Origin of the sequence: Rhodococcus sp. PML026, from assembly GCF_000963615.1 — a bacterium.
GTDB lineage: Bacteria > Actinomycetota > Actinomycetes > Mycobacteriales > Mycobacteriaceae > Rhodococcoides > Rhodococcoides fascians.
The window spans coordinates 134979-155921 of sequence record NZ_KQ031373.1 but is presented as its reverse complement, the minus strand read 5'-3'; the positions used below and the strand labels follow the sequence as shown (position 1 = coordinate 155921).

The 20943-nt window shown below is 65.2% G+C and carries 21 protein-coding genes; 17 read left to right on the top strand and 4 right to left on the bottom strand.

The annotated features are described in order from the left end of the window. Nucleotides 1-35 precede the first annotated feature (35 nt). Genes nth through marP form a run of 4 tightly spaced genes read left to right on the top strand, consistent with a single transcriptional unit; the run spans nucleotide 36 to nucleotide 3359 of the window. Nucleotides 36-803 (top strand): endonuclease III, encoded by a 768-nt coding sequence (gene nth / locus VF34_RS11335; protein ID WP_032373797.1) that lies wholly within the window; start codon nucleotides 36-38, stop codon nucleotides 801-803. Nucleotides 804-853: 50 nt separating this feature from the next. Beyond that, nucleotides 854-1462 (top strand): TlpA family protein disulfide reductase, encoded by a 609-nt coding sequence (locus VF34_RS11330; RefSeq protein WP_045841653.1) that lies wholly within the window; start codon nucleotides 854-856, stop codon nucleotides 1460-1462. Nucleotides 1463-1485: 23 nt separating this feature from the next. Further along, the gene (locus tag VF34_RS11325) at nucleotides 1486-2172 is read left to right on the top strand and encodes an NUDIX hydrolase (protein ID WP_032364742.1); all 687 of its coding nucleotides are present in this window, start codon (nucleotides 1486-1488) and stop codon (nucleotides 2170-2172) included. Continuing rightward, complete coding sequence (gene marP / locus VF34_RS11320; RefSeq protein WP_032364547.1) at nucleotides 2169-3359, top strand: acid resistance serine protease MarP; 1191 nt, start codon at nucleotides 2169-2171, stop codon at nucleotides 3357-3359. The genes VF34_RS11325 and marP overlap by 4 nt, the downstream gene beginning before the upstream one ends. A gap of 10 nt (nucleotides 3360-3369) precedes the next feature. On the opposite strand, the gene VF34_RS11315 is transcribed toward marP, so the two are convergent. After that, complete coding sequence (locus VF34_RS11315; RefSeq protein ID WP_032373799.1) at nucleotides 3370-4302, bottom strand: alpha/beta fold hydrolase; 933 nt, start codon at nucleotides 4300-4302, stop codon at nucleotides 3370-3372. Between the two features lie 24 nt (nucleotides 4303-4326). After that, nucleotides 4327-4821 carry a phage holin family protein gene (locus tag VF34_RS11310; RefSeq protein WP_032373800.1) on the bottom strand — a complete coding sequence of 165 codons (495 nt, stop codon included), beginning with the start codon at nucleotides 4819-4821 and terminating at the stop codon, nucleotides 4327-4329. A gap of 267 nt (nucleotides 4822-5088) precedes the next feature. Here VF34_RS11310 and VF34_RS11305 point away from each other — a divergent pair, with 267 nt between their 5' ends. Beyond that, a complete protein-coding gene (locus tag VF34_RS11305) occupies nucleotides 5089-6459 on the top strand; it encodes an MFS transporter (RefSeq protein ID WP_045841444.1) in 1371 nt (456 codons plus the stop codon). Nucleotides 6460-6523: 64 nt separating this feature from the next. Here VF34_RS11305 and acs read toward each other — a convergent pair whose 3' ends face one another. Beyond that, nucleotides 6524-8467 carry an acetate--CoA ligase gene (gene acs / locus VF34_RS11300; protein WP_045841443.1) on the bottom strand — a complete coding sequence of 648 codons (1944 nt, stop codon included), beginning with the start codon at nucleotides 8465-8467 and terminating at the stop codon, nucleotides 6524-6526. 444 nt (nucleotides 8468-8911) lie between these two features. On the opposite strand from acs, the gene VF34_RS11295 reads away from it, so the two are divergent. The 5 genes from VF34_RS11295 (at nucleotide 8912) to VF34_RS11275 (ending at nucleotide 14989) form a co-directional block, all read left to right on the top strand. Further along, a complete protein-coding gene (locus tag VF34_RS11295; protein ID WP_032399640.1) occupies nucleotides 8912-10534 on the top strand; it encodes a peptide ABC transporter substrate-binding protein in 1623 nt (540 codons plus the stop codon). A 147-nt stretch (nucleotides 10535-10681) separates the two neighbouring features. Further along, on the top strand, nucleotides 10682-11605 hold the full coding sequence (locus VF34_RS11290; RefSeq protein ID WP_032369307.1) for an ABC transporter permease: 924 nt from the start codon (nucleotides 10682-10684) through the stop codon (nucleotides 11603-11605). Beyond that, nucleotides 11598-12536, top strand: coding sequence for an ABC transporter permease (locus VF34_RS11285; RefSeq protein ID WP_032369308.1), 939 nt, complete (start codon nucleotides 11598-11600; stop codon nucleotides 12534-12536). Before VF34_RS11290 ends, VF34_RS11285 begins: the two co-directional genes overlap by 8 nt. Before the next feature lies 1 nt (nucleotide 12537). Beyond that, the gene (locus VF34_RS11280) at nucleotides 12538-14211 is read left to right on the top strand and encodes an ABC transporter ATP-binding protein (RefSeq protein ID WP_045841442.1); all 1674 of its coding nucleotides are present in this window, start codon (nucleotides 12538-12540) and stop codon (nucleotides 14209-14211) included. A 31-nt stretch (nucleotides 14212-14242) separates the two neighbouring features. Continuing rightward, the gene (locus VF34_RS11275; protein ID WP_032364740.1) at nucleotides 14243-14989 is read left to right on the top strand and encodes a hypothetical protein; all 747 of its coding nucleotides are present in this window, start codon (nucleotides 14243-14245) and stop codon (nucleotides 14987-14989) included. A 365-nt stretch (nucleotides 14990-15354) separates the two neighbouring features. Here VF34_RS11275 and VF34_RS11270 read toward each other — a convergent pair whose 3' ends face one another. After that, entirely contained in the window at nucleotides 15355-16200 is an 846-nt protein-coding gene (locus VF34_RS11270; protein ID WP_205914341.1) for an HAD-IB family hydrolase, read from the bottom strand. Between the two features lie 335 nt (nucleotides 16201-16535). Between VF34_RS11270 and ssd the strand changes: the two genes are divergently transcribed. The 7 genes from ssd to VF34_RS24665 all read left to right on the top strand — a co-directional run. Then, nucleotides 16536-17651 (top strand): septum site-determining protein Ssd, encoded by a 1116-nt coding sequence (ssd, locus tag VF34_RS11265; RefSeq protein ID WP_082079185.1) that lies wholly within the window; start codon nucleotides 16536-16538, stop codon nucleotides 17649-17651. Further along, entirely contained in the window at nucleotides 17648-18832 is a 1185-nt protein-coding gene (locus VF34_RS11260) for a TadA family conjugal transfer-associated ATPase (RefSeq protein WP_442970637.1), read from the top strand. Before ssd ends, VF34_RS11260 begins: the two co-directional genes overlap by 4 nt. Continuing rightward, nucleotides 18829-19608 (top strand): type II secretion system F family protein, encoded by a 780-nt coding sequence (locus VF34_RS11255; protein WP_045841440.1) that lies wholly within the window; start codon nucleotides 18829-18831, stop codon nucleotides 19606-19608. Before VF34_RS11260 ends, VF34_RS11255 begins: the two co-directional genes overlap by 4 nt. Continuing rightward, entirely contained in the window at nucleotides 19605-20177 is a 573-nt protein-coding gene (locus tag VF34_RS11250; RefSeq protein ID WP_045841439.1) for a type II secretion system F family protein, read from the top strand. The genes VF34_RS11255 and VF34_RS11250 overlap by 4 nt, the downstream gene beginning before the upstream one ends. Before the next feature lie 63 nt (nucleotides 20178-20240). Further along, nucleotides 20241-20444, top strand: coding sequence for a DUF4244 domain-containing protein (locus VF34_RS11245; protein ID WP_176456762.1), 204 nt, complete (start codon nucleotides 20241-20243; stop codon nucleotides 20442-20444). Between the two features lie 23 nt (nucleotides 20445-20467). Continuing rightward, nucleotides 20468-20779, top strand: a complete 312-nt coding sequence (locus VF34_RS11240; RefSeq protein ID WP_045841438.1) for a TadE family type IV pilus minor pilin — start codon at nucleotides 20468-20470, stop codon at nucleotides 20777-20779. Continuing rightward, nucleotides 20776-20943: pilus assembly protein TadG-related protein (locus VF34_RS24665; RefSeq protein WP_045841437.1), on the top strand; the 168-nt coding region annotated here is incomplete at its 3' end. The genes VF34_RS11240 and VF34_RS24665, both read left to right, overlap by 4 nt.

The window sequence follows — 20943 nt, the reverse complement described above, 5'->3', positions numbered from 1 at the left end:
AGTTCGTTACGCATTCTTGTCCGTACAGTTGTGGCGTGGAATCGACAGCCCCGAAACGCCCCGACGTGCGCAAACGCGAGGAGACGCGACTCGGCCTCGTGCGGCGGGCTCGGCGGATGAACCGAACGCTCGGGGTCGCGTTTCCGCACGTCTACTGCGAACTCGACTTCACCACGCCCCTCGAACTCGCCGTCGCGACCATCCTCTCGGCGCAGTGCACCGACAAGCGCGTCAACATGGTCACTCCGGCACTGTTCGTGAGATACCGCACAGCTCGCGACTACGCCGAAGCCGACCGCACCGAGCTCGAGGAGTTCATCCGAACCACCGGCTTCTACCGCAACAAGGCCAACTCGCTGATCGGGCTCGGGCAGAAGTTACTCGAGAACTTCGACGGCGAAGTCCCCGCATCGTTGAAGGACCTGGTGACGTTGCCCGGCATCGGCCGCAAGACGGCCAACGTCGTGCTCGGCAACGCGTTCGACGTTCCCGGCATCACCGTCGACACCCACTTCGGTCGGTTGGTACGGCGCTGGCAGTGGACCGAAGAAGAGGACCCGGTCAAGGTGGAGCACGCCGTCGGCGCGCTGATCGAGCGGAAAGAGTGGACCGTGCTCTCCCATCGCGTCATCTTTCACGGTCGACGCGTCTGCCACTCCCGCACGCCGGCGTGCGGGGTGTGCGTCCTCGCCAAGGACTGCCCGTCGTTCGGCCTCGGCCCGACCGATCCGGCGACCGCTGCCGCCCTGGTGAGAGGTCCCGAGACCGATCATCTGCTCGCTGTCGCCGGAATCGTGTCGTGAACAAGGCTGCACTCCGCTGGTCTCTGGTCGCGCTCATTCTCGTCGTCGGGATGGTCTATGCCCTCTGGCCACGCAATGAATCTCCGGCAACGCAGCGCGCCGATGGTCCCGGTCTGGGGCAGCAAGGACCGTCGACGGCCGAGCGTCGGGCCGCCGATACTCCCGAGGCTCTGGCACCGCTGCGGCAGACCGCCGGTCTCGACGCATGTCCGACGCCGTCGGGCGCTGCAGCAGGACCGTTGACGGGCATCACCCTCGAATGCATCGGCGACGGCTCGTCCGTCGACCTCGGCCAGGCTCTGGCCGGGCGACCCGCACTGCTCAACATCTGGGCCTACTGGTGCGGCCCGTGCGCGAAGGAGTTGCCTTACCTGCAGCAATACGCGCAGCGGGCGGGTGATGCAGTCACGGTGTTGACTGTCCACAACGATGCCAACGAGTCCAACGGGCTGACCCGTCTGGCCGAGTACGGCGTCACGCTGCCCGGCGTTCAGGACGGTGCCGGACGCGTCGCCGCGGCGACGGAAGCGCCGAACGTGTTGCCCGTATCCGTTTTGATATCTGCGGATGGCACTGTCGCCAAGGTGCTGACCGAACCCTTCACAAGCGTCGACGACATCGCCGACGCAGTCCGCGAGAACCTCGGAGTCGCGTCGTGAGCGCACCCGAGTGGCTCGGGCGCATGCTCGACGTCGCCGGCAGCGAAAACGGACTGACCGACACCACCGGCATCAACCCGGTGCTGCAACGACAGGCGCAGCCGGCCGATCGAACCCGCTCGGCGGCGGTGTTGGTGCTGTTCGGTGGTCCGGCTGCCGCCGATCCGACCGCGCCCGGTGGGCTGCCCGCCGAGGCCGACGTTCTGCTGACCCAGCGGGCGTCGACCTTGCGCGACCACAGTGGGCAGATCGCCTTCCCCGGCGGTGCCACCGACCCGGGTGACGACGGGCCCATCGGAACGGCGCTGCGCGAGGCCCAGGAAGAAACCGGTCTCGACCCGGCCGGCGTCGTACCGCTCGCGACGATGCCCGGCATCTACGTGCCGCCGTCTCGATTCGATGTGGTTCCCGTGCTCTCGTACTGGCGGAGTCCAACCCCGGTCCGCGTCGTCGACGCCGGCGAAACCGAGCGCGTGGTGCGAGTTCCCCTGCGCGAGTTGCTCGATCCGGCCAACCGATTCCAGGTGCGTCACCCCGCCGGCTACCAGGGCCCGGCCTTCTCGGTGCAGGGAATGCTGGTGTGGGGATTCACGGGCGGTATTCTGGCGGGCCTGCTCGCTGTGTCGGGCTGGGAGTCCGAATGGGACACGGGGGATATACGCGATCTGGAGGCCAGCTTGACTGCGGTAGGAGCGAGGCTCGATCGGTGACGGGTTCAGGGTGGGTCGATATCGCGGTGCTCGCCGTCGCGCTGCTGGCGGCGACGTCGGGATGGCGACAGGGGGCGGTGGCGTCGGCGTTGGCGTTTCTGGGAGTCGTTCTGGGTGCCGTCGCCGGGATTCTGGTGGCACCGCACGTGCTCGAACACGTCGACGGATCACGCACGAGGGTGTTCGTCGGTATCGCGTTGATCGTGGTGTTGGTGATCGTCGGTGAGGTGGCCGGCATGGTTCTGGGTCGTGCGTTGCGCAGCGGAATACATTCGCGCTCAGCCAGATCCGTGGACAGCACGATCGGGGCAGGTCTGCAGGCCGCGGCCGTGCTCGCTGCCGCATGGTTGCTCGCCATTCCGCTGACGTCCTCGTCGCAGCCCGAGGTGGCCAGTGCCGTGCGTGGCTCGACGGTCCTGGGCAAGGTCGACGAGGTGGCACCCGAGTGGCTGCGTCAGGTGCCCAAGGAATTCTCGGCGCTGCTCGACACGTCCGGGCTGCCGGACGTCATCGGTCCGTTCGGACGCACTCCGGTCGCCGACGTCGCTGCTCCCGACTCCGGGATCGCCGCAGGCCCCGTCCCGATAGCGTTGCAGGCGAGCGTCATCAAGATCAACGGAATCGCCCCGAGTTGCCAGAAGGCGCTCGAGGGTTCGGGTTTCGTCGTCGGGCCGGATCTGGTGATGACCAACGCCCACGTGGTGGCCGGTACCTCCGAGGTGACCGTCGATTCTCCGGACGGCCCTCTCGACGCCGACGTCGTCCTGTTCGATCCCGAAGAAGATGTTGCTGTGCTTCGTGTTTCGCAGCTGCAAGCTCCGGTGTTGCCGTTCGCGCCGAACCCGGCCGAATCCGGATCCGACGCCATCGTGTTGGGTTACCCGGGCGGCGGTCCGTATACGGCGAGCCCAGCGCGCATTCGCGAGATCATCAACCTCAGCGGACCGGACATCTACCGCACCGGAACTGTTCAACGCGAGGTCTATACGGTTCGCGGATCGGTGCGGCAGGGCAATTCCGGTGGGCCACTGGTCAATTCGAACGGTGAGGTACTCGGTGTGGTGTTCGGTGCTGCCGTCGACGACCCCGATACCGGATTCGTCTTGACCGCAACCGAGATCTCGGACGAGCTCGCCCGCAGCTTCGATGCGCCGGTCAGTGTGGGTACCGGCGACTGCATCGTCTGACGGCGGGACGTCAGCTTTCGAGCGCGACGCGCAGGATTTCCTCGGACACGACGTCTGGGGCTTCCTGGTGCACGTAGTGCCCGACGTCCCGCACTGTTCGACGCGTCAGCCCCGGTGCCCAGTGCCGATCGCGATCGAGGGTGGTGGGTAGGACGTACGGATCGAGGTCACCGCTGATCTGCGCGACGGGGATCGAGGTCTTCACGTCGACGGCGTCCATGAAGCGTCGGCCCTCGGCGCGGAACTGGCTACGGAACGCCCAGCGCTGATATTCGAGTGCGCTGTGCGCGGCCCCGGGAATTCGGATGGCCGAGCGCATCTTGCCTGCGGTATCGGCGAAATCGTCGGTGCGCTGCCATTGCGACCCGGCGCGGCTGCGCATCAACTCCTCGACTGCCGCGCCCCCTCGCCGGGTGAGCAGCTTCTCGGGGCGCAGCGGAACTTGATATCGAACGAAGTGCGGCAGCAGAGCACCGCGCTGTTCGGAATCCTTCAGCACGGCGCGGCGCAGCGAGATCGGGTGCGGTGCATTGATCAGGACCATCGAGCGGACCATTCGCGGATGCAGAGCCGAGCTTGCCCAGCACACCAGGCCGCCGTCCGCATGGCCGACGAACGTCGCGTGTGGGTACCCCAGCGCCCGAACGAGACCGACGATGTCGCCGGCCAGGGTCCATCCGTCGTAACCACGTGGGGGCTTGTCGGAGTCGCCGTAGCCGCGGAGGTCGACTGCGACCGCTCGCACTCCGGAACGCGCGAGCGCGTCGAGCTGGTGACGCCAGGAGTACCAGAAGTCGGCGAAGCCGTGCAGCAACACCACCAGCGGGGCGTCGGGAGCATGCTCGCCGACCTCCACGGTATGGAACCGGATTCCGTTGGCATGGATGTCGCGATGGATCCACTGTCCCGGGTAACGGACCGTGGACGGATCGGGATGATTCATACTGCTCGACTCGCCGGGCGTCGTCTACTTCTTGTAGCCGGGGATTCCGGGAATGCTCTCGTGCTGGTTCGGCAGCACGGTCGACGCCTGCTTGAGGGAGTCGATGGTCTTCTCGGGCTTGCGCAGTTTCTTGACCCTGCGGTAGCCGAGGAACCCGAACAGGCCGGCAACCAGCACCATGAACACGAAGACGATGAGGAACGAGGCCCATCGATAGAGCCACACGTCGAGGAGCTCGGCGGCGAAGAAGAAGAAGAAGAACGAGCTGAACAGCAGCACCGTCAGCGCGACGATGAAGAAGACGCTGCCCTGCAGACCCTTCTTGACCTCGCCGGTGACCTCGGCCTTGGCGAGGGCCACCTCGGCACGCACGAGGGTCGAGACCTGAGTCGTGGCGTCCTTGACCAGGTTTCCGATGCTCGCGCTACCGGGTGTGCGGGCATCGACATCGGTGAGAGGTATCGACGAAATCGTGTTCGGGACGCCGTTGCCGTATCCCTTGTCATTGCTGACGCTCAACTCTCGACCCCTTGTAATCGCTGTGCTCGGTATTGCGGTGATCGCTCTGCTCGGTGTTGCGGAAGATCGTATCGACAGTAGTGCCTAAGTAGCAGATTATCTGTCCCGCGGGGGCCGAGCGACGCTCGGCCCGTCGTCGGTTACCTCTCCGCCCGTCGCGACAAACACGGGAATGTTGCACGAATCGGCAACGAACGGCCCGGGGGCGTGAAATTCTCAGGTATTCATCAGGTAATTTTCAGGGAACTTTCCCCTTCAGGAGCACTCGTGAGTTCACCACACGCCGTCACGGACGACGGCGCAATTCCCGCACCTCAGGTGCCTCGGTCCCGAATCGTCATCGCCTCGATGGTCGGTACGTCCATCGAGTTCTTCGACTTCTATATCTATGCAACGGCCGCAGTGCTCGTCTTTCCCCGCCTGTTCTTCCCCGCGGGCAACGACACGACCGCGCTGCTGGCGTCGTTCGCGACGTTCGGTTTGGCGTTCGTCGCGCGACCCATCGGCTCGATTCTGTTCGGGCACTTCGGTGATCGCATCGGACGCAAGGCCACCCTCGTCGGGTCCCTGCTGACGATGGGTGTCGCGACGTTCGCGATCGGGCTCCTGCCGACCTACGCCGCGGCGGGTCTGTGGGCGCCGGCTCTGCTGGCGCTCATGCGCTTCACTCAGGGCGTCGGCCTCGGCGGCGAATGGAGTGGTGCGGCGTTGCTGGCCACCGAAACCGCGAAGCCGGGCAAGCGAGCCTGGGCGGCGATGTACCCGCAGCTGGGCGCGCCGATCGGCTTCTTCTTCGCCAACGGCATCTTCCTGCTCATCGTCATCGCGACCGGCTACGACTCCGCGAACTCCGGCACCGACCATGCGTTCCTCACGTGGGGCTGGCGCATCCCGTTCCTGCTCAGCGCGATCATGGTGATCATCGGCCTGTACGTCCGCCTCAAGCTCGAGGAGACGCCGGTGTTCAAGCTGGCAGTCGAGCGCGGCCAGAAGGTCAAGACCCCGTTGGCCCAGGTGTTCAAGACGAGCTGGCGTCAGCTGATCATCGGCACGTTCGTCATGCTCGCCACGTACTCGCTCTTCTACATCATGACGACGTGGGTGGTCAGTTACGGAACAGGCAAGGTGGCCGACGTCAACGGGCCCAAGCTCGCGATTCCGTACACGGACTTCCTGGAACTCCAGCTCATCGCGGTGCTGTTCTTCGCGGCGCTGATCCCGGTCGCCGGGCTGCTGGCCGACAAGTACGGCCGCCGCCCCACGCTCATCGTCATCACCGCGGCGATCGTGCTGTTCGGTCTGTCGTTCCACTGGTTCGCCGACCCGTCGTCCGCGTCGGCAGGCAAGATGCTGGTGTTCATGTGCGTCGGCCTGGGACTGATGGGCCTGACGTTCGGGCCCATGAGTGCCGTTCTGCCGGAACTGTTTCCGACGAACGTGCGCTACACGGGCTCGGGAATTTCGTACAACACCGCGTCGATCCTCGGAGCTGCAGTGGCCCCGTTCATCGCAACCTGGCTGGTGAGTTCCTACGGCGTCGGCTGGGTGGGCGTCTATCTCGCCATCGCCGCTGCGCTGACCCTGATCTCGTTGATCATCATGAAGGAAACGCGAGACCAGTCGCTCGACAGCGTCTGAGCGGCTTCGCCGCATGTGAGTGGAACCTCGTAGTGGGCTACGAGGTTCCACTCACATGGGAGCGCTAGCGACCCTTCTTGATAGCCTCGAACACCTTCGGGTCGACGAGGGTGGAGACGTCACCGAGTTCGCGGCCCTCGGCCACGTCACGGAGCAGGCGGCGCATGATCTTGCCGGACCTGGTCTTCGGCAACTCCGGCACGATCGAGATTTCCCGTGGCCGCGCGATCGGCGAAATCTCCTTGGAGACCTGAGCTTTGAGCTCGGCGATCAATGCGTCGCCGGTGTTCTCCTCGCCGCCGCGCAGGATGACGAACGCGACGATGCCCTGACCGGTGGTCTCGTCGGCGGCACCGACGACGGCAGCCTCGGCGACACTGTGATGACTGACCAGTGCCGACTCCACTTCCGACGTGGAGATGCGGTGGCCGGAGACGTTCATGACGTCGTCGACGCGGCCGAGGACCCACAGGGCGCCGTCCTCGTCGTACTTGGCACCGTCACCGGCGAAGTACCAGCCTTCCTCGGCGTAGCGGGACCAGTAGGTGTCCTTGTAGCGGTCCATGTCGCCCCAGATCCCGCGGAGCATCGCCGGCCACGGCTCGGAGAGAACGAGGTATCCGTTGCCGCCGTTGCCCAGTGGCTTGGCGTCGTCGTCGACGATCTTGGCCGAGATACCGGGCAGCGGAGTCATGGCCGAGCCGGGCTTGGTGGATGTGACGCCGGGGAGCGGAGAAATCATGATCGCGCCGGTCTCGGTCTGCCACCAGGTGTCGACGATCGGTGCGCTGCCGCCGCCGACGACGTCGCGGAACCAGCGCCACGCCTCGGGGTTGATGGGCTCGCCGACGGACCCGAGCAGGCGGATCGAGGACAGATCGTGTGCCTCGGGAATCTCCTTGCCCCACTTCATGAATGTACGCACCAGGGTGGGGGAGGTGTAGTAGATCGACACCTTGTACTTCTCGATGACGTTCCAGTGCCGGTGCTCGTCGGGCGAATTGGGCGTGCCCTCGTAGACGACCTGCGTGGCGCGGTTGGAGAGCGGTCCGTAGACGATGTAGGAGTGCCCGGTGACCCAGCCGATGTCGGCGGTGCACCAGTAGACGTCCGTGCCGGCCTTGTGGTCGAAGACGTTGTGGTGGGTGTACGAGGTCTGCGTCAGGTAACCACCGGAGGTGTGGATGATGCCCTTGGGCTTACCCGTCGTACCCGAGGTGTAGAGGATGAACAGGGGGTGCTCGGCCGGGAACGGCTGCGCCTCATGCTCTTTCGACGCTTTCGCGACGGTCTCGTGCCACCACAGGTCGCGTCCCTCGGTCCAGGCGACGTCGGAGTCGGTGCGCTTGACGACCAGAACGTTCCGGATGGAAGCGGCTCCGTCGACGGCTTCGTCGACGGTGTCCTTGATGGGGGCGGGCTTGCCGCGTCGCCACTGGCCGTCGGTGGTGATGACGAGTTTGGCTTCGGCGTCGTCGATGCGCGAGCGCAGTGCGGTGGCGGAGAACCCGGCGAAGACGACCGAGTGGGTCAGACCGAGGCGTGCACAGGCGAGGATCGAGACGATGGCCTCGGGGATCATCGGCATGTAGATCGCGACGCGGTCGCCGGAGACGAGGCCGAGTTCGGTCAGGGTGTTGGCCGCCTGGCTGACCTCGGCGAGCAGATCGGAGTAGGTGATGTCGCGGCTGTCGCCGGGTTCACCTTCCCAGTGGATGGCGACCTGGTCGCCGTGGCCGTCGAGGACGTGGCGGTCGACGCAGTTGTAGGCGACGTTGAGCTCGCCGTCGGCGAACCATTTGGCGACGGGGGCGTCGGACCAGTCGAGTACCTCGGTGAACGGGGTGTGCCAGTGCAGCCGGCGGGCCTGCTCGGCCCAGAACCCGAGCCGATCCTTCTCAGCAGCGGCGTACATATCCGCCTGAGCGTTCGCCTGCGCCGCGAACTCGGCCGAGGGTGCGTAGGAGGCAACCGCGGTCTCGTCGCTGCCGGAGGTACTGGTCGTCATCTCGAATAGCTCTCTTTCGTCCGATGCTTTTCGCCCATGAAACGGCACTCACTAGCCGGTCTCGAGCCCCTAGTGAGGGTAGTCACATGTGATGGCGATCGCACCGTTGCAATCGGCTGCAACCCCTTGATCTGCGGTGATCGGTTGTTTCCGCACGATGGACGGTCATCGCCGTCGTCGACGGGAGGTTGTCTCGGCGACTCTGCCCGCACTGTGGGAAATCGACTTGCCGAAACGTTTCGATCATGTTTCCGACTTACTCGCCGGTCAACAAAACCCGGGGGAGTTCACATGTTCGTTTCAGGATGTGTCTAAAGTTCGTTCCATCAGATCGTTGGTACGGCTCACAGGCCGTGTCTTGCGGTCGCCCACGAATCCCCGGGCGTCGCGCCCGAGGAACTGAGCACGGACGACCCCGTGTTCACATCTGGATGGAGGATTTCCTTGCGTATCAAACGTGCCGCGGTAGTCACCACGGCTGTGCTGATGAGTGCGAGCTTGCTCGCCGCTTGTGGCGGTGGGGGCTCGAGCTCCGGCGGCAGTGCCGATGGGGTCTACAGCATCTACATCGGCGAGCCGGAGAACCCGCTGATTCCCGGTAACACCACCGAGAGCGAGGGCAGCCAGGTTCTCGAGGCGCTGTTCACTCCACTGGTGACGTTCAACGACGACGACAACAGTGTCGAGTACAACGGCGTTGCCGAGTCCGTCGAGTCCGAGGACAACACGACGTGGACCATCAAGCTCAAGGATGGCTGGACCTTCCACGACGGCACGCCGGTCACCGCCGAGTCCTACACCAAGGCGTGGAGCTACAACGCGCTCAGCACCAACGCATTCGGTGCGTCGTACTTCTTCGAGAACATCGAGGGCTACGCAGATCTGCAGGGCAGTGACACCGCAGAACCTGTTGCAACCGAATTGAGTGGACTGAACGTCGTCGACAACACGACCTTCACCGTCAAGCTCAACGGACCGTTCGCCATCTTCCCACTGACGCTGGGCTACACCGCATTCGATCCGCTGCCGGAGGCGTTCTACGCCGACCCCGACGCTTTCGGTGCTCGCCCGATCGGTAACGGCCCGTTCAAGGCCGACTCGGACTTCGTTCCGGGACAGGGATTCACCGTTACGAAGTACGACGACTACGCAGGCGACAACGCCGCCAAGTCCGCAGGCGTCAACTTCAAGGTCTACACCGAGCTGAACACCGGCTACAACGATGTTCAGGGCGGCGGACTCGACGTCATGCTCGATCTGCCCGAGGACGCGTGGGCCACCGCGCGGGATCAGTTCGGTGACCGGTACGGCGAGCGTGCACGTCCCGACATCACCTCTCTCGGGTTCCCGACGTACGATCCGCGCTTCCAGGATCCGAACGTGCGTAAGGCATTCTCGATGGCCATCGATCGTCAGGCCATCGCAACCGCTATCTTCACCGATACCCGTACTCCGGCAAATTCTTTCGCCTCGCCCGTCGTGGACGGTTACCGCGAGGACGCATGTGGTGCCAACTGCGAACTCAACCCCGACGAGGCAAACCGTCTGCTCGACGAGGCCGGGTTCGACCGCAGCCAGCCGGTGGACCTGTGGTTCAACGCCGGTGCGGGCCACGATTCGTGGATGACCGCGGTGGGCAACCAGTTGCGTGACAACCTGGGCGTGAACTACGCACTGCGCGGTGACCTCCAGTTTGCGCAGTACCTGCCGCTGCAGGACGCCAAGGGCATGACCGGTCCGTTCCGTTCGGGTTGGATCATGGACTACCCGTCGATCTACAACTTCCTGTCCCCGCTGTACTCGGCTGCGGCAACCCCGCCGGCCGGTAGCAACTACGTCTTCTTCAACGACCCGGCATTCGACGCCGCGTTGGCCGAGGGCAACAACGCGGAGGACATCGACGCTGCAGCGGCGGATTACCAGAAGGCCGAGGACATCCTGATCGACCAGATGCCCGCGACCCCGCTGTTCTACGGCCTGAACCAGGCCGTGTGGTCCGACCGCGTCTCCGACGTCAAGATCGACAACCGAGGCAACATCATCCTCGAAGACGTCGTAGTCAGCTGACGGCGCGCCCAGGTGGGTGGCAACCAGGCGTAATCGGTTGTCACCCACCGGGTCTCGTTCAACCGTGGGGCGTAACCGTCCCACACCGACCTGCGCCGGCAAGACCCGAGGCGCAGGTTCGTCCCTTGTTCAAGGAGAAGACACACAGTGGGTCGCTACATCACTCGCCGATTACTGCTGACGATTCCCGTCCTGATCGGCTCCTCGTTCTTGATCTTCGCGATGGTCTACGCGCTGCCGGGTGATCCCATCCGCGCCCTTGCTGGAGACCGTCCCCTCGCACCCGGCGTCGTCGCCCAGCTGCGAGACGAGTTCAACCTCGACGACAATCTGTTCGTCCAATACTTCAAGTACATCGCAGGCTTCTTCCAGGGCGACTTCGGAACCGACTTCTCCGGCCGTCCCGTCCTCGACACCATCGAGCGGGCACTTCCGGTGACGGTCCGGTTGACCATCGTCGCCGTCGTCATCGAGACCGTCATGGGTATCGCGGCAGGCGTGCTGGCCGCACTGAAGCGCGGATCTTTCTTCGACAACCTGGTGCTCATCTCGACGACGCTGCTGGTCTCGGTGCCCGTGTTCGTACTCGGCTTCATCGCGCAGTTCACGCTGGGGCTCAAGCTGGGTATCTTTCCCATCTCCGGCATCAACGACGGGTGGTCCAGTTACCTGCTTCCCGGCCTGGTGCTCGCGTCGCTGTCGATGGCCTACGTCGCTCGTCTGACGCGTACGTCGGTGGCCGAATCCATGGCTGCCGATTACATCCGCACCGCCAAGTCCAAGGGAATCAGCAACCGTCGCATCATCGTTCGCCATGCACTGCGGAATTCGCTCATTCCTGTGGTCACCTTCATCGGTGCCGATGTCGGCGGATTGCTCGGCGGTGCGATCGTGACCGAGACGGTGTTCAACCTCCCCGGGCTCGGTCGCGCGATCTACGACGGGCTGGCTCGCCAGGAGGGGGCCGTCGTCGTCGGCATCGTGACGCTCTTCGTGTTCTTCTACATCTTCTTCAACCTCGTGGTGGATGTTCTCTACGCGGTACTCGATCCAAGGATTCGTTATGAATAAGGAAGATTCGAGCGCAGCTCGCCACCTCGCCGAGGAGGGTCAGCCCGGAAATGTCGCCACCGGGGAGGCCGTCGATCTTGTCGGGCAGGCAAGCCTCTGGGGTAACGCGTGGAAGTTCTTGCGTAAGAGCCCGTTCTTCATCATCGGCACGTTCCTGCTGCTGGTGCTGTTGGTCATGGCGGTGTTCCCGCAACTGTTCGCCCGCGGCATCGACCCGCGAGTGTGTTCGCTGTCGAATTCCGGTCAAAAACCCAGTGCAGCACACTGGTTCGGCACCGACATCCAGGGCTGCGACTACTACGCCAACGTCATCTACGGTGCGCGGATCTCGCTGTCCATCGGTGTGCTCTCGGTGATCGGCGTGCTGATCATCGGCGTTCTGATCGGTGCTCTCGCCGGCTACTTCGGCGGTGCGATCGACAGCGTCCTGGCGCGCTTCACGGACGTGTTCTTCGGAATTCCGCTGCTGCTCGGTGCCCTGATCCTGCTCACCGTCACCGCCCAGCGCACGATCTTCACCGTGTCGTTGGCCCTGGTGGCCTTCGGTTGGATGACGGCGATGCGCCTGGTGCGATCGTCGGTGATCTCGATCAAGAACAGTGAATACGTCCAGGCGGCACAGGCATTGGGAGCGTCGACCTACCGCATTCTGGTGCGACACATCCTTCCCAACGCGCTGGCTCCGGTGATCATCTACGCCACCATCTCGGTGGGTACGTTCATCGCGGCCGAGGCGACGCTGACGTTCCTCGGAATCGGATTGCAGGCGCCCGAGATCTCCTGGGGCCTACAGATCAACCTCGGTCAGGCCAGGTTCCTCACGTCGCCGCACCTGGTGCTGTTCCCGGCCGCGTTCCTCTCGGTCACGGTGCTCGCATTCATCATGCTCGGCGACGCACTCCGTGACGCACTCGATCCGAAACGGAACTGACATGAGTATTGAGAAGGACACGGTCCTGACCGTCACCGATCTGACGGTCGAGTTCGAGGTCGAAAAGGTGTGGCGCAAGGCCGTCGACACCGTTTCGTTCACGGTCGCCGCAGGCGAAGTTCTCGCCATCGTAGGTGAGTCCGGATCGGGTAAGTCGACGACGGCGATGGCCATTCCCGGTCTGCTGGCGGATAATTCGCGGGTGTCGGGCAGCATCGTGCTGGGCGAGAAAGAACTGGTCGGGCTGCCCGAGAAGCAGCTCGCACCCATCCGCGGCAAGAACGTCGCGGTGATTTTCCAGGAGCCCATGACGGCGCTCAATCCGGTCTACTCGATCGGCTGGCAGATCACCGAGGCCATCCGGGCGCACACTTCTTTGTCGAAGAAGGAAGCGAAGGCACGGGCCGTCGAGCTCCTCAAGCTTGTCGAGATGCCTGATCCGGAGACTCGGGTGGACTACTACCCGCACCAGCTCTCCGGTGGTCAGCGTCAGCGCGCCATGATCGCACAGGCGCTGTCCTCGGATCCGTCGCTACTGATAGCGGACGAGCCGACCACGGCCCTGGACGTCACGGTGCAGGCCGAGATTCTCGACCTGATGCGCGATCTCCGGAACCGCATCGACGCGTCGATCGTGTTGATCACCCACGACATGGGTGTGGTGGCCGACATGGCCGACCGCATCGCGGTGATGAAGGACGGCGTCATCGTCGAAACCGATGCGGCGCAAACAATATTCAAGAACGCGTCGCATCCGTACACACAGCAGTTGCTCGCGTCGGTTCCGCACCTCGGCAGCAGCATCGAGTCCGTGGCCGCGGGGACCGTCGCCGCACCGAAGGCGGCCGAGGACACTCGCGCACTGAGCATCGTCGACGGTGTCATCGAGTACCCGGGCCGTACCGTGTTCCGGGCTGTCGACGGCGTCAGCCTCGATATCGAGATGGGTGAGGTCGTCGGCCTGGTCGGTGAATCCGGCTCGGGTAAGTCCACGATCGGCAAGGCTGTGGTGGGGCTCAACAAGCTCACCGGCGGCTCGTTGTCGATCGGTGGTGTCGATATCACGAACATGTCGAATCGCGAACTGCGGTCGGTGCGCAGCAAGGTCGGCATCGTGTTTCAGGACCCGGGTTCGTCGCTGAACCCACGCTGGCCGATCGGGCAGTCGATCGCCGAACCGATGCTGTTGCACACCGAGCACAGTGCGGCAGATCGAAATCGGAAGGTCGAGGAACTTCTCGACCGGGTCCACCTGTCGCGGACCATGCGCAACCGCTATCCGCACCAGCTGTCCGGCGGCCAGCGTCAGCGCGTCGGTATCGCGCGGGCGCTCGCCTTGGAGCCGACGTTGCTGGTGGCCGACGAACCGACGTCGGCACTCGATGTGTCGGTGCAGGCAAAGGTGCTCGAGCTGTTCAAAGAGCTGCAGCGGGAGTACGGGTTCGCGTGCTTGTTCATCAGTCACGACCTCGCTGTCGTGGAGGTGCTGGCCAAGCGCATCGCGGTCCTGAACAAGGGTAAGTTGGCCGAGTTCGGTACGACGGACCAGATCCTGCGTCGTCCAACCAATGAATACACCAAGCGGCTGCTCGCAGCCGTCCCGGTGCCCGACCCGGCCGAACAGGCCAAGCGTCGTCGGGCCCGCGCCGAGTTGTTGGCGGCAGGGGCGAAGTAGAGCGTGAGGTGAGGGGGTACCGTCGTCTGTCGTGACGGACCCCCTCGCCCCGCTGCTGGAATTGCCCGGAGTTGTCGATTCCGCCGAACGGGCACGCGATGCCCTCGGTGCCGTGCATCGGCACAAGGCCAATCGTCGTGGGTGGCCGGCGACCGCGGCCGAGGCCGCTGTGCGGGCAGCTCGTTCGTCCTCCGCGCTCGAGGGCGGTTCGATGGATTTCCCTCGCGAAGGCGAGGAGGGCGACCCGATTCTGGCGGGTGCGCTGCGAGTGGCCGCTGCTCTCGATGGTGACGCCCTGCAGAACACGTTGTCGACGTGGAAGCGCGCACCACTGCAGACGCTGGCCCGCCTACATCTGTTGGCTGCCGCGGATCTCGTCGACGACGCGTCCTCGCTCGGTCGGCCGCGCACGGACGCCGGCATCGGTGAGCGGCTCGATCTGCTCGCACAGTTGGTGACGGGTGGAACGTCCGCGCCCGCTCCGGTGATCGCCGCAGTCGTGCACGGTGAACTGTTGACGCTGCGGCCTTTCGGAACTGCCGACGGCATCGTCGCGCGTGCTGCATCGAGGTTGGTGGCCGCATCGTCGGGATTTGATCCGCACAACCTGGGCGTGCCCGAGGTGAGCTGGATGCGTCGAGCGAACGCGTACCGGGATGGAGCCGCCGGGTTCGCCGAGGGCACGGCAACGGGCGTCGGTAGTTGGGTGATCCTCTGCCTCGGAGCATTCGAAGCTGGTGCGGCAGAAGCGACTTCGATTGCAGAAGCTGCACAGTAGGAGTTGTGCACACGTAAAAGGGCGGCGATGCCGACTTGCGTCGACGTCGCCGCCCGTTAGCACGGAGCGCCTGGTTACCAAGCGTGCACAGGTGGGCTGTGATGGACTACCACGTGGCCTCGGCGAGAACTCGACGGTGATGAGGTCATCCCTGCAACCGGTGCAGGGTTCTTGCTGATCACCCACGAATATCGCAGGCCCACAGCGCTTCTGCCATTAGGTGGCAAGCTCCGCGTGGGTGCCGGTGTCCGTGCTGGGAATCGCGGTCGGGAGAAGCGAACCTTCTCTTCCGGTTCGTTCTTGGCCTTCCGTTCTTCCGTACGTCATTTGTACCCCGTGACGCCGCTCACATCAAGGGTTTGGGCTCATCGTTTTCTGCGGAGTAGTCCGTAGGTGATCGCGCCGGCCGCTATGGCGCTGAAACCTGCTGCAGCACTGGCTACTACGGTCTTTCCGGACGGATTCGGAATGCGGGAGCGCAGCGAAACGGGGTTCGAGAATGTCAGAATCGGCCAGCCGAGGGACGAGGCCTCTTTGCGGAGCGCGCGGTCTGGATTGACGGCGGTGGGGTGCCCGACCGCCCGCAGCATCGGCACGTCGGTGATCGAATCCGAGTAGGCGTAGCTCTTGGACAGGTCGTAATCATGTTGTGCCGCCAGGGACTTCATGGCGTCGACCTTGCCCTCGCCGTAGCAGTAGAAGTCGACCTCGCCGATGTACTTGCCGTCGACAGTCACCATCGTCGTGGCCATGCTGTGGTCGGCACCCAGCAGTTCGGCGATGGGATGCACGATCTCGTCGCCCGACGCTGAGACGACCACCACGTCGTGTCCGCGGAGCTTGTGGTCCGCGATCAGATCGGCCGCTTCGGCGAAGACGAGGGGATCGACGATGTCGTGCAGGGTTTCGGCCACCACTGCTCGCACCTGTTCGACGTCCCACCCGGCGGTCATACCGGCGATGTGTGCGCGCATGCGTTCCATCTGGTCGTGATCGGCACCGGAGAGCAGGAACAAGAACTGCGCATAGCTGCTCTTGAGTACCGCTCGCCGGTTGATCAGACCTTGGTCGAAGAACGGCTTGCTGAAGGCCAGAGTGCTGGACTTCGCGATGATCGTTTTGTCGAGGTCGAAGAAGGCGGCGACGCGCGCTGCGCGTCGGCCGGCGGGGGCGTCGTCGGTGTCTGCGCTGAGGGTCACGATTGTCACCATAGTGGCCGGTGGTGACCGGTGGATGTCGCGCAACTTCTCTTCTCGACTCGCTCCGAACATGTCCACAAATTGAGACGGTTGAACTTGCAAACAAGGACGTCCACGGGTGTAGTATTTTCCACGAGCCCGGTTCATTCCGGGCGGTGTTCAGCCCGACCCCCCGGGGCTGAACCAGACGACCCTCGCCTCCTCCCCCCCTGGCGAGGGTCGTCCTCTTTTTCGGGGTAGGCCGAAAACTGGTACCGCGGTACCGGTATTCATCCACAGGGGCCGATCTATTCACATTTCCCCAAGTCGCGCGCCGCGCGAGCGGATTCTCGCGCACGCTTGGGTCCATGAAAACGGATCCGATTTCACGGCGGACGAATGCGAACGCGTCGATGTCGATCGACCATCACGGACTGCGTCAGGACGTGTATCGAATCGCCGCAGCCGCGGATTGTGTTGTGGAAGAGCAGAACTTACTGGTCGGTATCGGATCGGCGCGCCCGATTTGGGAATTCCAAGGAACTATTTTGATCGATTTTTCTTCTGCCGAGTCGGCGCTCGCAGGCGGATTTCCGCGGCGGCCCGGCGTCGTTCTGGTCACGGCCGCCTCGCCGACACTCGACGATTGGCGGACGGCCACAGCGCTCGGTGCCGAACACGTCGTCTCGTTACCCTCGGACGAGGACACGCTCGTTCGCATCCTCGGTGAACCCGTCGCCACATCGCCGGGCGGCGGTGGCGTCATCGTGGTCGTCGGTGCCCGCGGAGGTGCGGGTGCCTCCACGTTTGCGGCGGCGCTGGGCCTGTGCAGCAGTCGCACGGGGCAACGCACACTCATGGTCGAAGCCGACCGGTACGGCAGCGGCCTCGATCTGCTGCTCGGCTGGGAGAACGCCCCAGGTTTGCGATGGTCCGGCCTCGTCGTCGAGGGCGGGCGAGTATCCGGCGACGCACTCCACGGCGCGCTGCCATCGAAGAACGGATTGTCGGTGCTGGCACTCGGGCGAACCGACGACCGGCGAACCGGACTCTCGGCCGTTTCCGCGGCGGCTGTGCTCGACGCAGGGCGCGCTGGAGGCGATCTCGTGGTGTGCGACGCCCCGCGCCACTCCGATGACCTCTCGGACGCCCTGTACGCCGCGGCCGACCTCGTCGTACTGGTGCTGCCTGCGGAATTGCGGGCCGTGACGTCGGCAGAAGCAGTAGCGGACGAGATCTCGAGTCGAAATGCGAACGTCGGATTGGTCGTTCGTGGCCCCGCCCCCGGGGGACTGCGGGCCGCGGACATCGCGGCCGCCCTCGACCTGTCGCTGCTGACGTCGATGCGGGCCGAGCCGGGATTGGCCGAGCGTCTCGAGCGGGGCGGACTTGCTCTCGGCCGCCGGTCACCGCTCGCGGCGGCGGCAACCGTGGTACTGGATACGTTCGCGCACAAGCCCGGTGGTCAGCGGTGGGCCGCATGAGCGCAGTCGTCACCGCCGATCTGCTCGACCGCGTACGAGATCGGCTGGCTGCCTCGGCGCAGTCTCCAATGCCGGCGACCGTTGCCGCGGCCATCCGCACCGAGGCCGGGGGAGTCATCGGTGACACCGATATGCTTGCGGCACTGCGTATTCTGCAGACCGAGCTCACCGGAGCAGGACCGTTGGAGCCGCTCCTGTCCGAGCCAGGGGTGACCGATGTCCTGGTCACGGCGCCGGATCAGGTGTGGATCGATCGCGGTAGAGGCCTGGAACGCACCGGAGTCCAGTTCGCCGACGAAGCCGCGGTCAGGCGGCTGGCGCAACGGCTCGCTCTCTCGGCCGGTCGGCGATTGGACGATGCGCAGCCGTGGGTCGACGGCCGATTACCCGGCGTCGGACAGGGAGCGTTCGGGGTCCGTCTGCACGCGGTGCTGGCACCGGTGGCGAGCGGTGGAACCTGCCTGTCGTTGCGAGTGCTCCGCCCTGCTACCCAGGGGCTCGCCGCGCTCCGGGCGTCCGGTGCGGTGACCGAGGAGGGCTACGATCTGCTCGCGCGGATTGTGCTCGCGCGCTTGGCGTTTCTGGTCGTCGGAGGTACCGGCGCTGGAAAGACCACGCTTCTGGCTGCTCTGCTGGGCGAGGTCGACCCGGCCGAACGAATCGTCTGCGTGGAGGACGCGGCCGAGTTGGCACCGGCGCATCCTCATGTGGTGCGCCTGGTGGCCCGTGCTCCGAACGTCGAAGGTGTGGGCGAGGTGTCGGTTCGGCAATTGGTTCGCCAGGCACTGCGGATGCGACCCGATCGGCTCGTCGTCGGTGAGGTGCGCGGGGCCGAGGTGATCGACCTGATGACGGCGCTCAACACCGGGCACGACGGCGGCGCCGGAACCATCCATGCCAATTCGCCCTCGGAAGTTCCCGCTCGCCTCGAAGCTCTTGCCGCACTGGGCGGAATGGGTCGCGACGCCCTGCACAGTCAACTTGCGGCGGCCGTGCAGGTCGTCCTGCACGTCCACCGGAGCGCCGACGGTACGCGGCGATTGCGGGAGATCGGATTGGTCGAGGTGGATTCGACAGGCCGTGTCCATATCGTGCCGGCGTGGTCCGCTGAATCCGATGCCGTGCCGGGGCGGCGCGGGCTGCACGAACTGCTCGCTCGGCGCTGTGGCGAGATGCGATGACGGCGGCACTGTGCGTCCTGGCCGCTGCATTCATGCTGTGGCCCAGCAGCTCTCGCCGACTATCGCGCCGCGGTCGAGGTGCCGTCGGGGTTCCTGGGTGGGCGTTCCCTGTGGCTGTAGCGTCGGTGTCGGCCGTGGGCATGTTCTGGATCGGCGGTCCGTGGGGCGCGGCGGCTCTGTTCGTGGCGGGCGGTACCGGATGGTACCGACATGGCCGTCGCACCGTACGCGCCCGTCGGACGGCCGAATTGGATTGGTTGGCAACCGGAGTCGAAGTGGTCATCGGTGAATTGCGCGTCGGTGCTCACCCGGCGACTGCCGGCGAGGTGGCTGCGGACGAGTGCGGCGGGATCGCATCGGAGGCGCTGCGCGGTGCTGCGTCCAGATCGCGACTCGGTGGACGCGCTGCCGACGGGATAGCCGCGTCGGATCCACTGTTGAACCCCGAACTGGACCGTTTGGCGGCGGCGTGGCGGGTGGCCGACGAACACGGCCTCGCACTCGCCGAGTTGCTCGACGCCGTGCGCGAGGACCTGCTCGGACGTCGGCGATTCCGGGAACGAACCGAGGCCTCGCTGGCAGGGGCCCGCGCTACTGCATTGGTGTTGGCTGGACTGCCCGTCCTCGGGGTCGCGCTCGGACAACTGATGGGGGCCGATCCGCTGCGCATACTGCTGGGCGGCGGGCTGGGCGGAATTCTGCTCCTCATCGGCACCGCTCTCGGCTGCGCAGGTCTGCTGTGGACCGATGCGATCACCGGCAAGGTGACGACATGACGTGGGCGATCGCACTATGTCTGGCAACGGCATTGGTCGTCGTCCCCGCTGCCCGTGGTGGTTTGTCGCGGGTGGAGGTTGCGGGGCTTTCGACGACCGATGCCGTCGACGACTCCGGACCCGATCCGCTCGCCGTGGCCACGACGTTCGACCTTCTCGCTGCGTGTCTGCGTTCCGGACTTCCGATCTCGACTGCCGCGGCGGCCGCAGCCCACTCCGCTCCGCCCGCATTCGGTATCGCTCTGCGCAAGGCCGCCGATCTACTCGAGCTGGGGGCCGATGCGGCTACGGCGTGGGACGCAGTGGCGAAGGATCCGGAGACCGAGGCGCTGTCACGGATGGCGCGACGATCCGCCCGGGCCGGGTCGTCCATGGCGTCGGCGATGACGGAACTGGCTGCCACCCAACGAACTCGGGCCGAGGACGCGTCGGCGGCTGCGGCCGAACGGGCCGGTGTGCTGATCAGCGGACCGCTGGGTCTGTGTTTTCTGCCCGCCTTCATTTGCCTGGGCATCGTCCCCGTGGTGATCGGCCTTGCGGGCAATGTTCTGGGCGGCGGTCTGATGTGACCGCCGAACAACGAATCGTCCGGTGCGGACACGCCGCGCCGGAATACTGGGAGGGGAAGCGTCATGATGGGGAATGCACTGCAGGAGATCAAGACTCGAATCGCATTGTTCGGTGTGGAGGACGACGGTATGTCGACCGCGGAGTACGCGATCGGCACCATCGCCGCCGCGGCGTTCGGCGCGGTGCTCTACACGGTGGTGACGGGGGACAGTATCGTGACCGCGCTGACGGGGATCATCGATCGAGCGCTCAACACAGCCGTCTGATTCCGGGCGGTGAGGACGGGGCTGTGACGGTGGAGGCGGCGATCGCCGTCGCGTCCATCGTCGCAGTGATCGTGGTGTGCATCGGTGCGATCGTGTCGGTGACGATGCACATCGGCTGCGTCGACGCTGCGCGGGAAGCGGCTCGATTGGCGGCGAGAGGTGATGGGGCCCGGGCTGTGTCGGTAGGGGAGCGGGTTGCGCCGGAGGGTGCTCGGATCACGGTGCGCGAAGACGGTGAATTCTTCGTCGCGCGGGTGGAGGTGGAGAGTCCGCTGCCGGGATTGATGCTGTCGGCGGAGGCGGTTGCTGCTGCGGAACCGGTTGCAGCGGAATGAAATCAGGTGTGCGTGATGACGAGGGCGGGGCGACGGTGTTGGCGGCGCTGGCGATGTCGGCGTTGATCGCCGTCGTGGTGATGGTGATGCACGTCGGTTCGGCGGTGGGCGCTCGTCATCAGGCGCAGTCGGCGGCCGATCTCGCTGCATTGGCCGGGGCGGGC

Bases quoted from the DNA above. Each gene is read 5' to 3' on its own strand.
- VF34_RS11330 (WP_045841653.1), top strand. From the start codon at position 854: ATGGTCTATGCCCTCTGGCCACGCAATGAATCTCCGGCAACGCAGCGC.
- VF34_RS11260 (WP_442970637.1), top strand. From the start codon at position 17,648: ATGAGCGCAGTCGTCACCGCCGATCTGCTCGACCGCGTACGAGATCGG.
- VF34_RS11315 (WP_032373799.1), bottom strand. From the start codon at position 4,302: ATGAATCATCCCGATCCGTCCACGGTCCGTTACCCGGGACAGTGGATC.
- VF34_RS11280 (WP_045841442.1), top strand. From the start codon at position 12,538: ATGAGTATTGAGAAGGACACGGTCCTGACCGTCACCGATCTGACGGTC.
- VF34_RS11250 (WP_045841439.1), top strand. From the start codon at position 19,605: ATGACGTGGGCGATCGCACTATGTCTGGCAACGGCATTGGTCGTCGTC.
- VF34_RS11270 (WP_205914341.1), bottom strand. From the start codon at position 16,200: ATGGTGACAATCGTGACCCTCAGCGCAGACACCGACGACGCCCCCGCC.
- acs (WP_045841443.1), bottom strand. From the start codon at position 8,467: ATGACGACCAGTACCTCCGGCAGCGACGAGACCGCGGTTGCCTCCTAC.
- VF34_RS11285 (WP_032369308.1), top strand. From the start codon at position 11,598: ATGAATAAGGAAGATTCGAGCGCAGCTCGCCACCTCGCCGAGGAGGGT.
- VF34_RS11325 (WP_032364742.1), top strand. From the start codon at position 1,486: ATGCTCGACGTCGCCGGCAGCGAAAACGGACTGACCGACACCACCGGC.
- ssd (WP_082079185.1), top strand. From the start codon at position 16,536: ATGAAAACGGATCCGATTTCACGGCGGACGAATGCGAACGCGTCGATG.
- VF34_RS11255 (WP_045841440.1), top strand. From the start codon at position 18,829: ATGACGGCGGCACTGTGCGTCCTGGCCGCTGCATTCATGCTGTGGCCC.
- VF34_RS11245 (WP_176456762.1), top strand. From the start codon at position 20,241: ATGATGGGGAATGCACTGCAGGAGATCAAGACTCGAATCGCATTGTTC.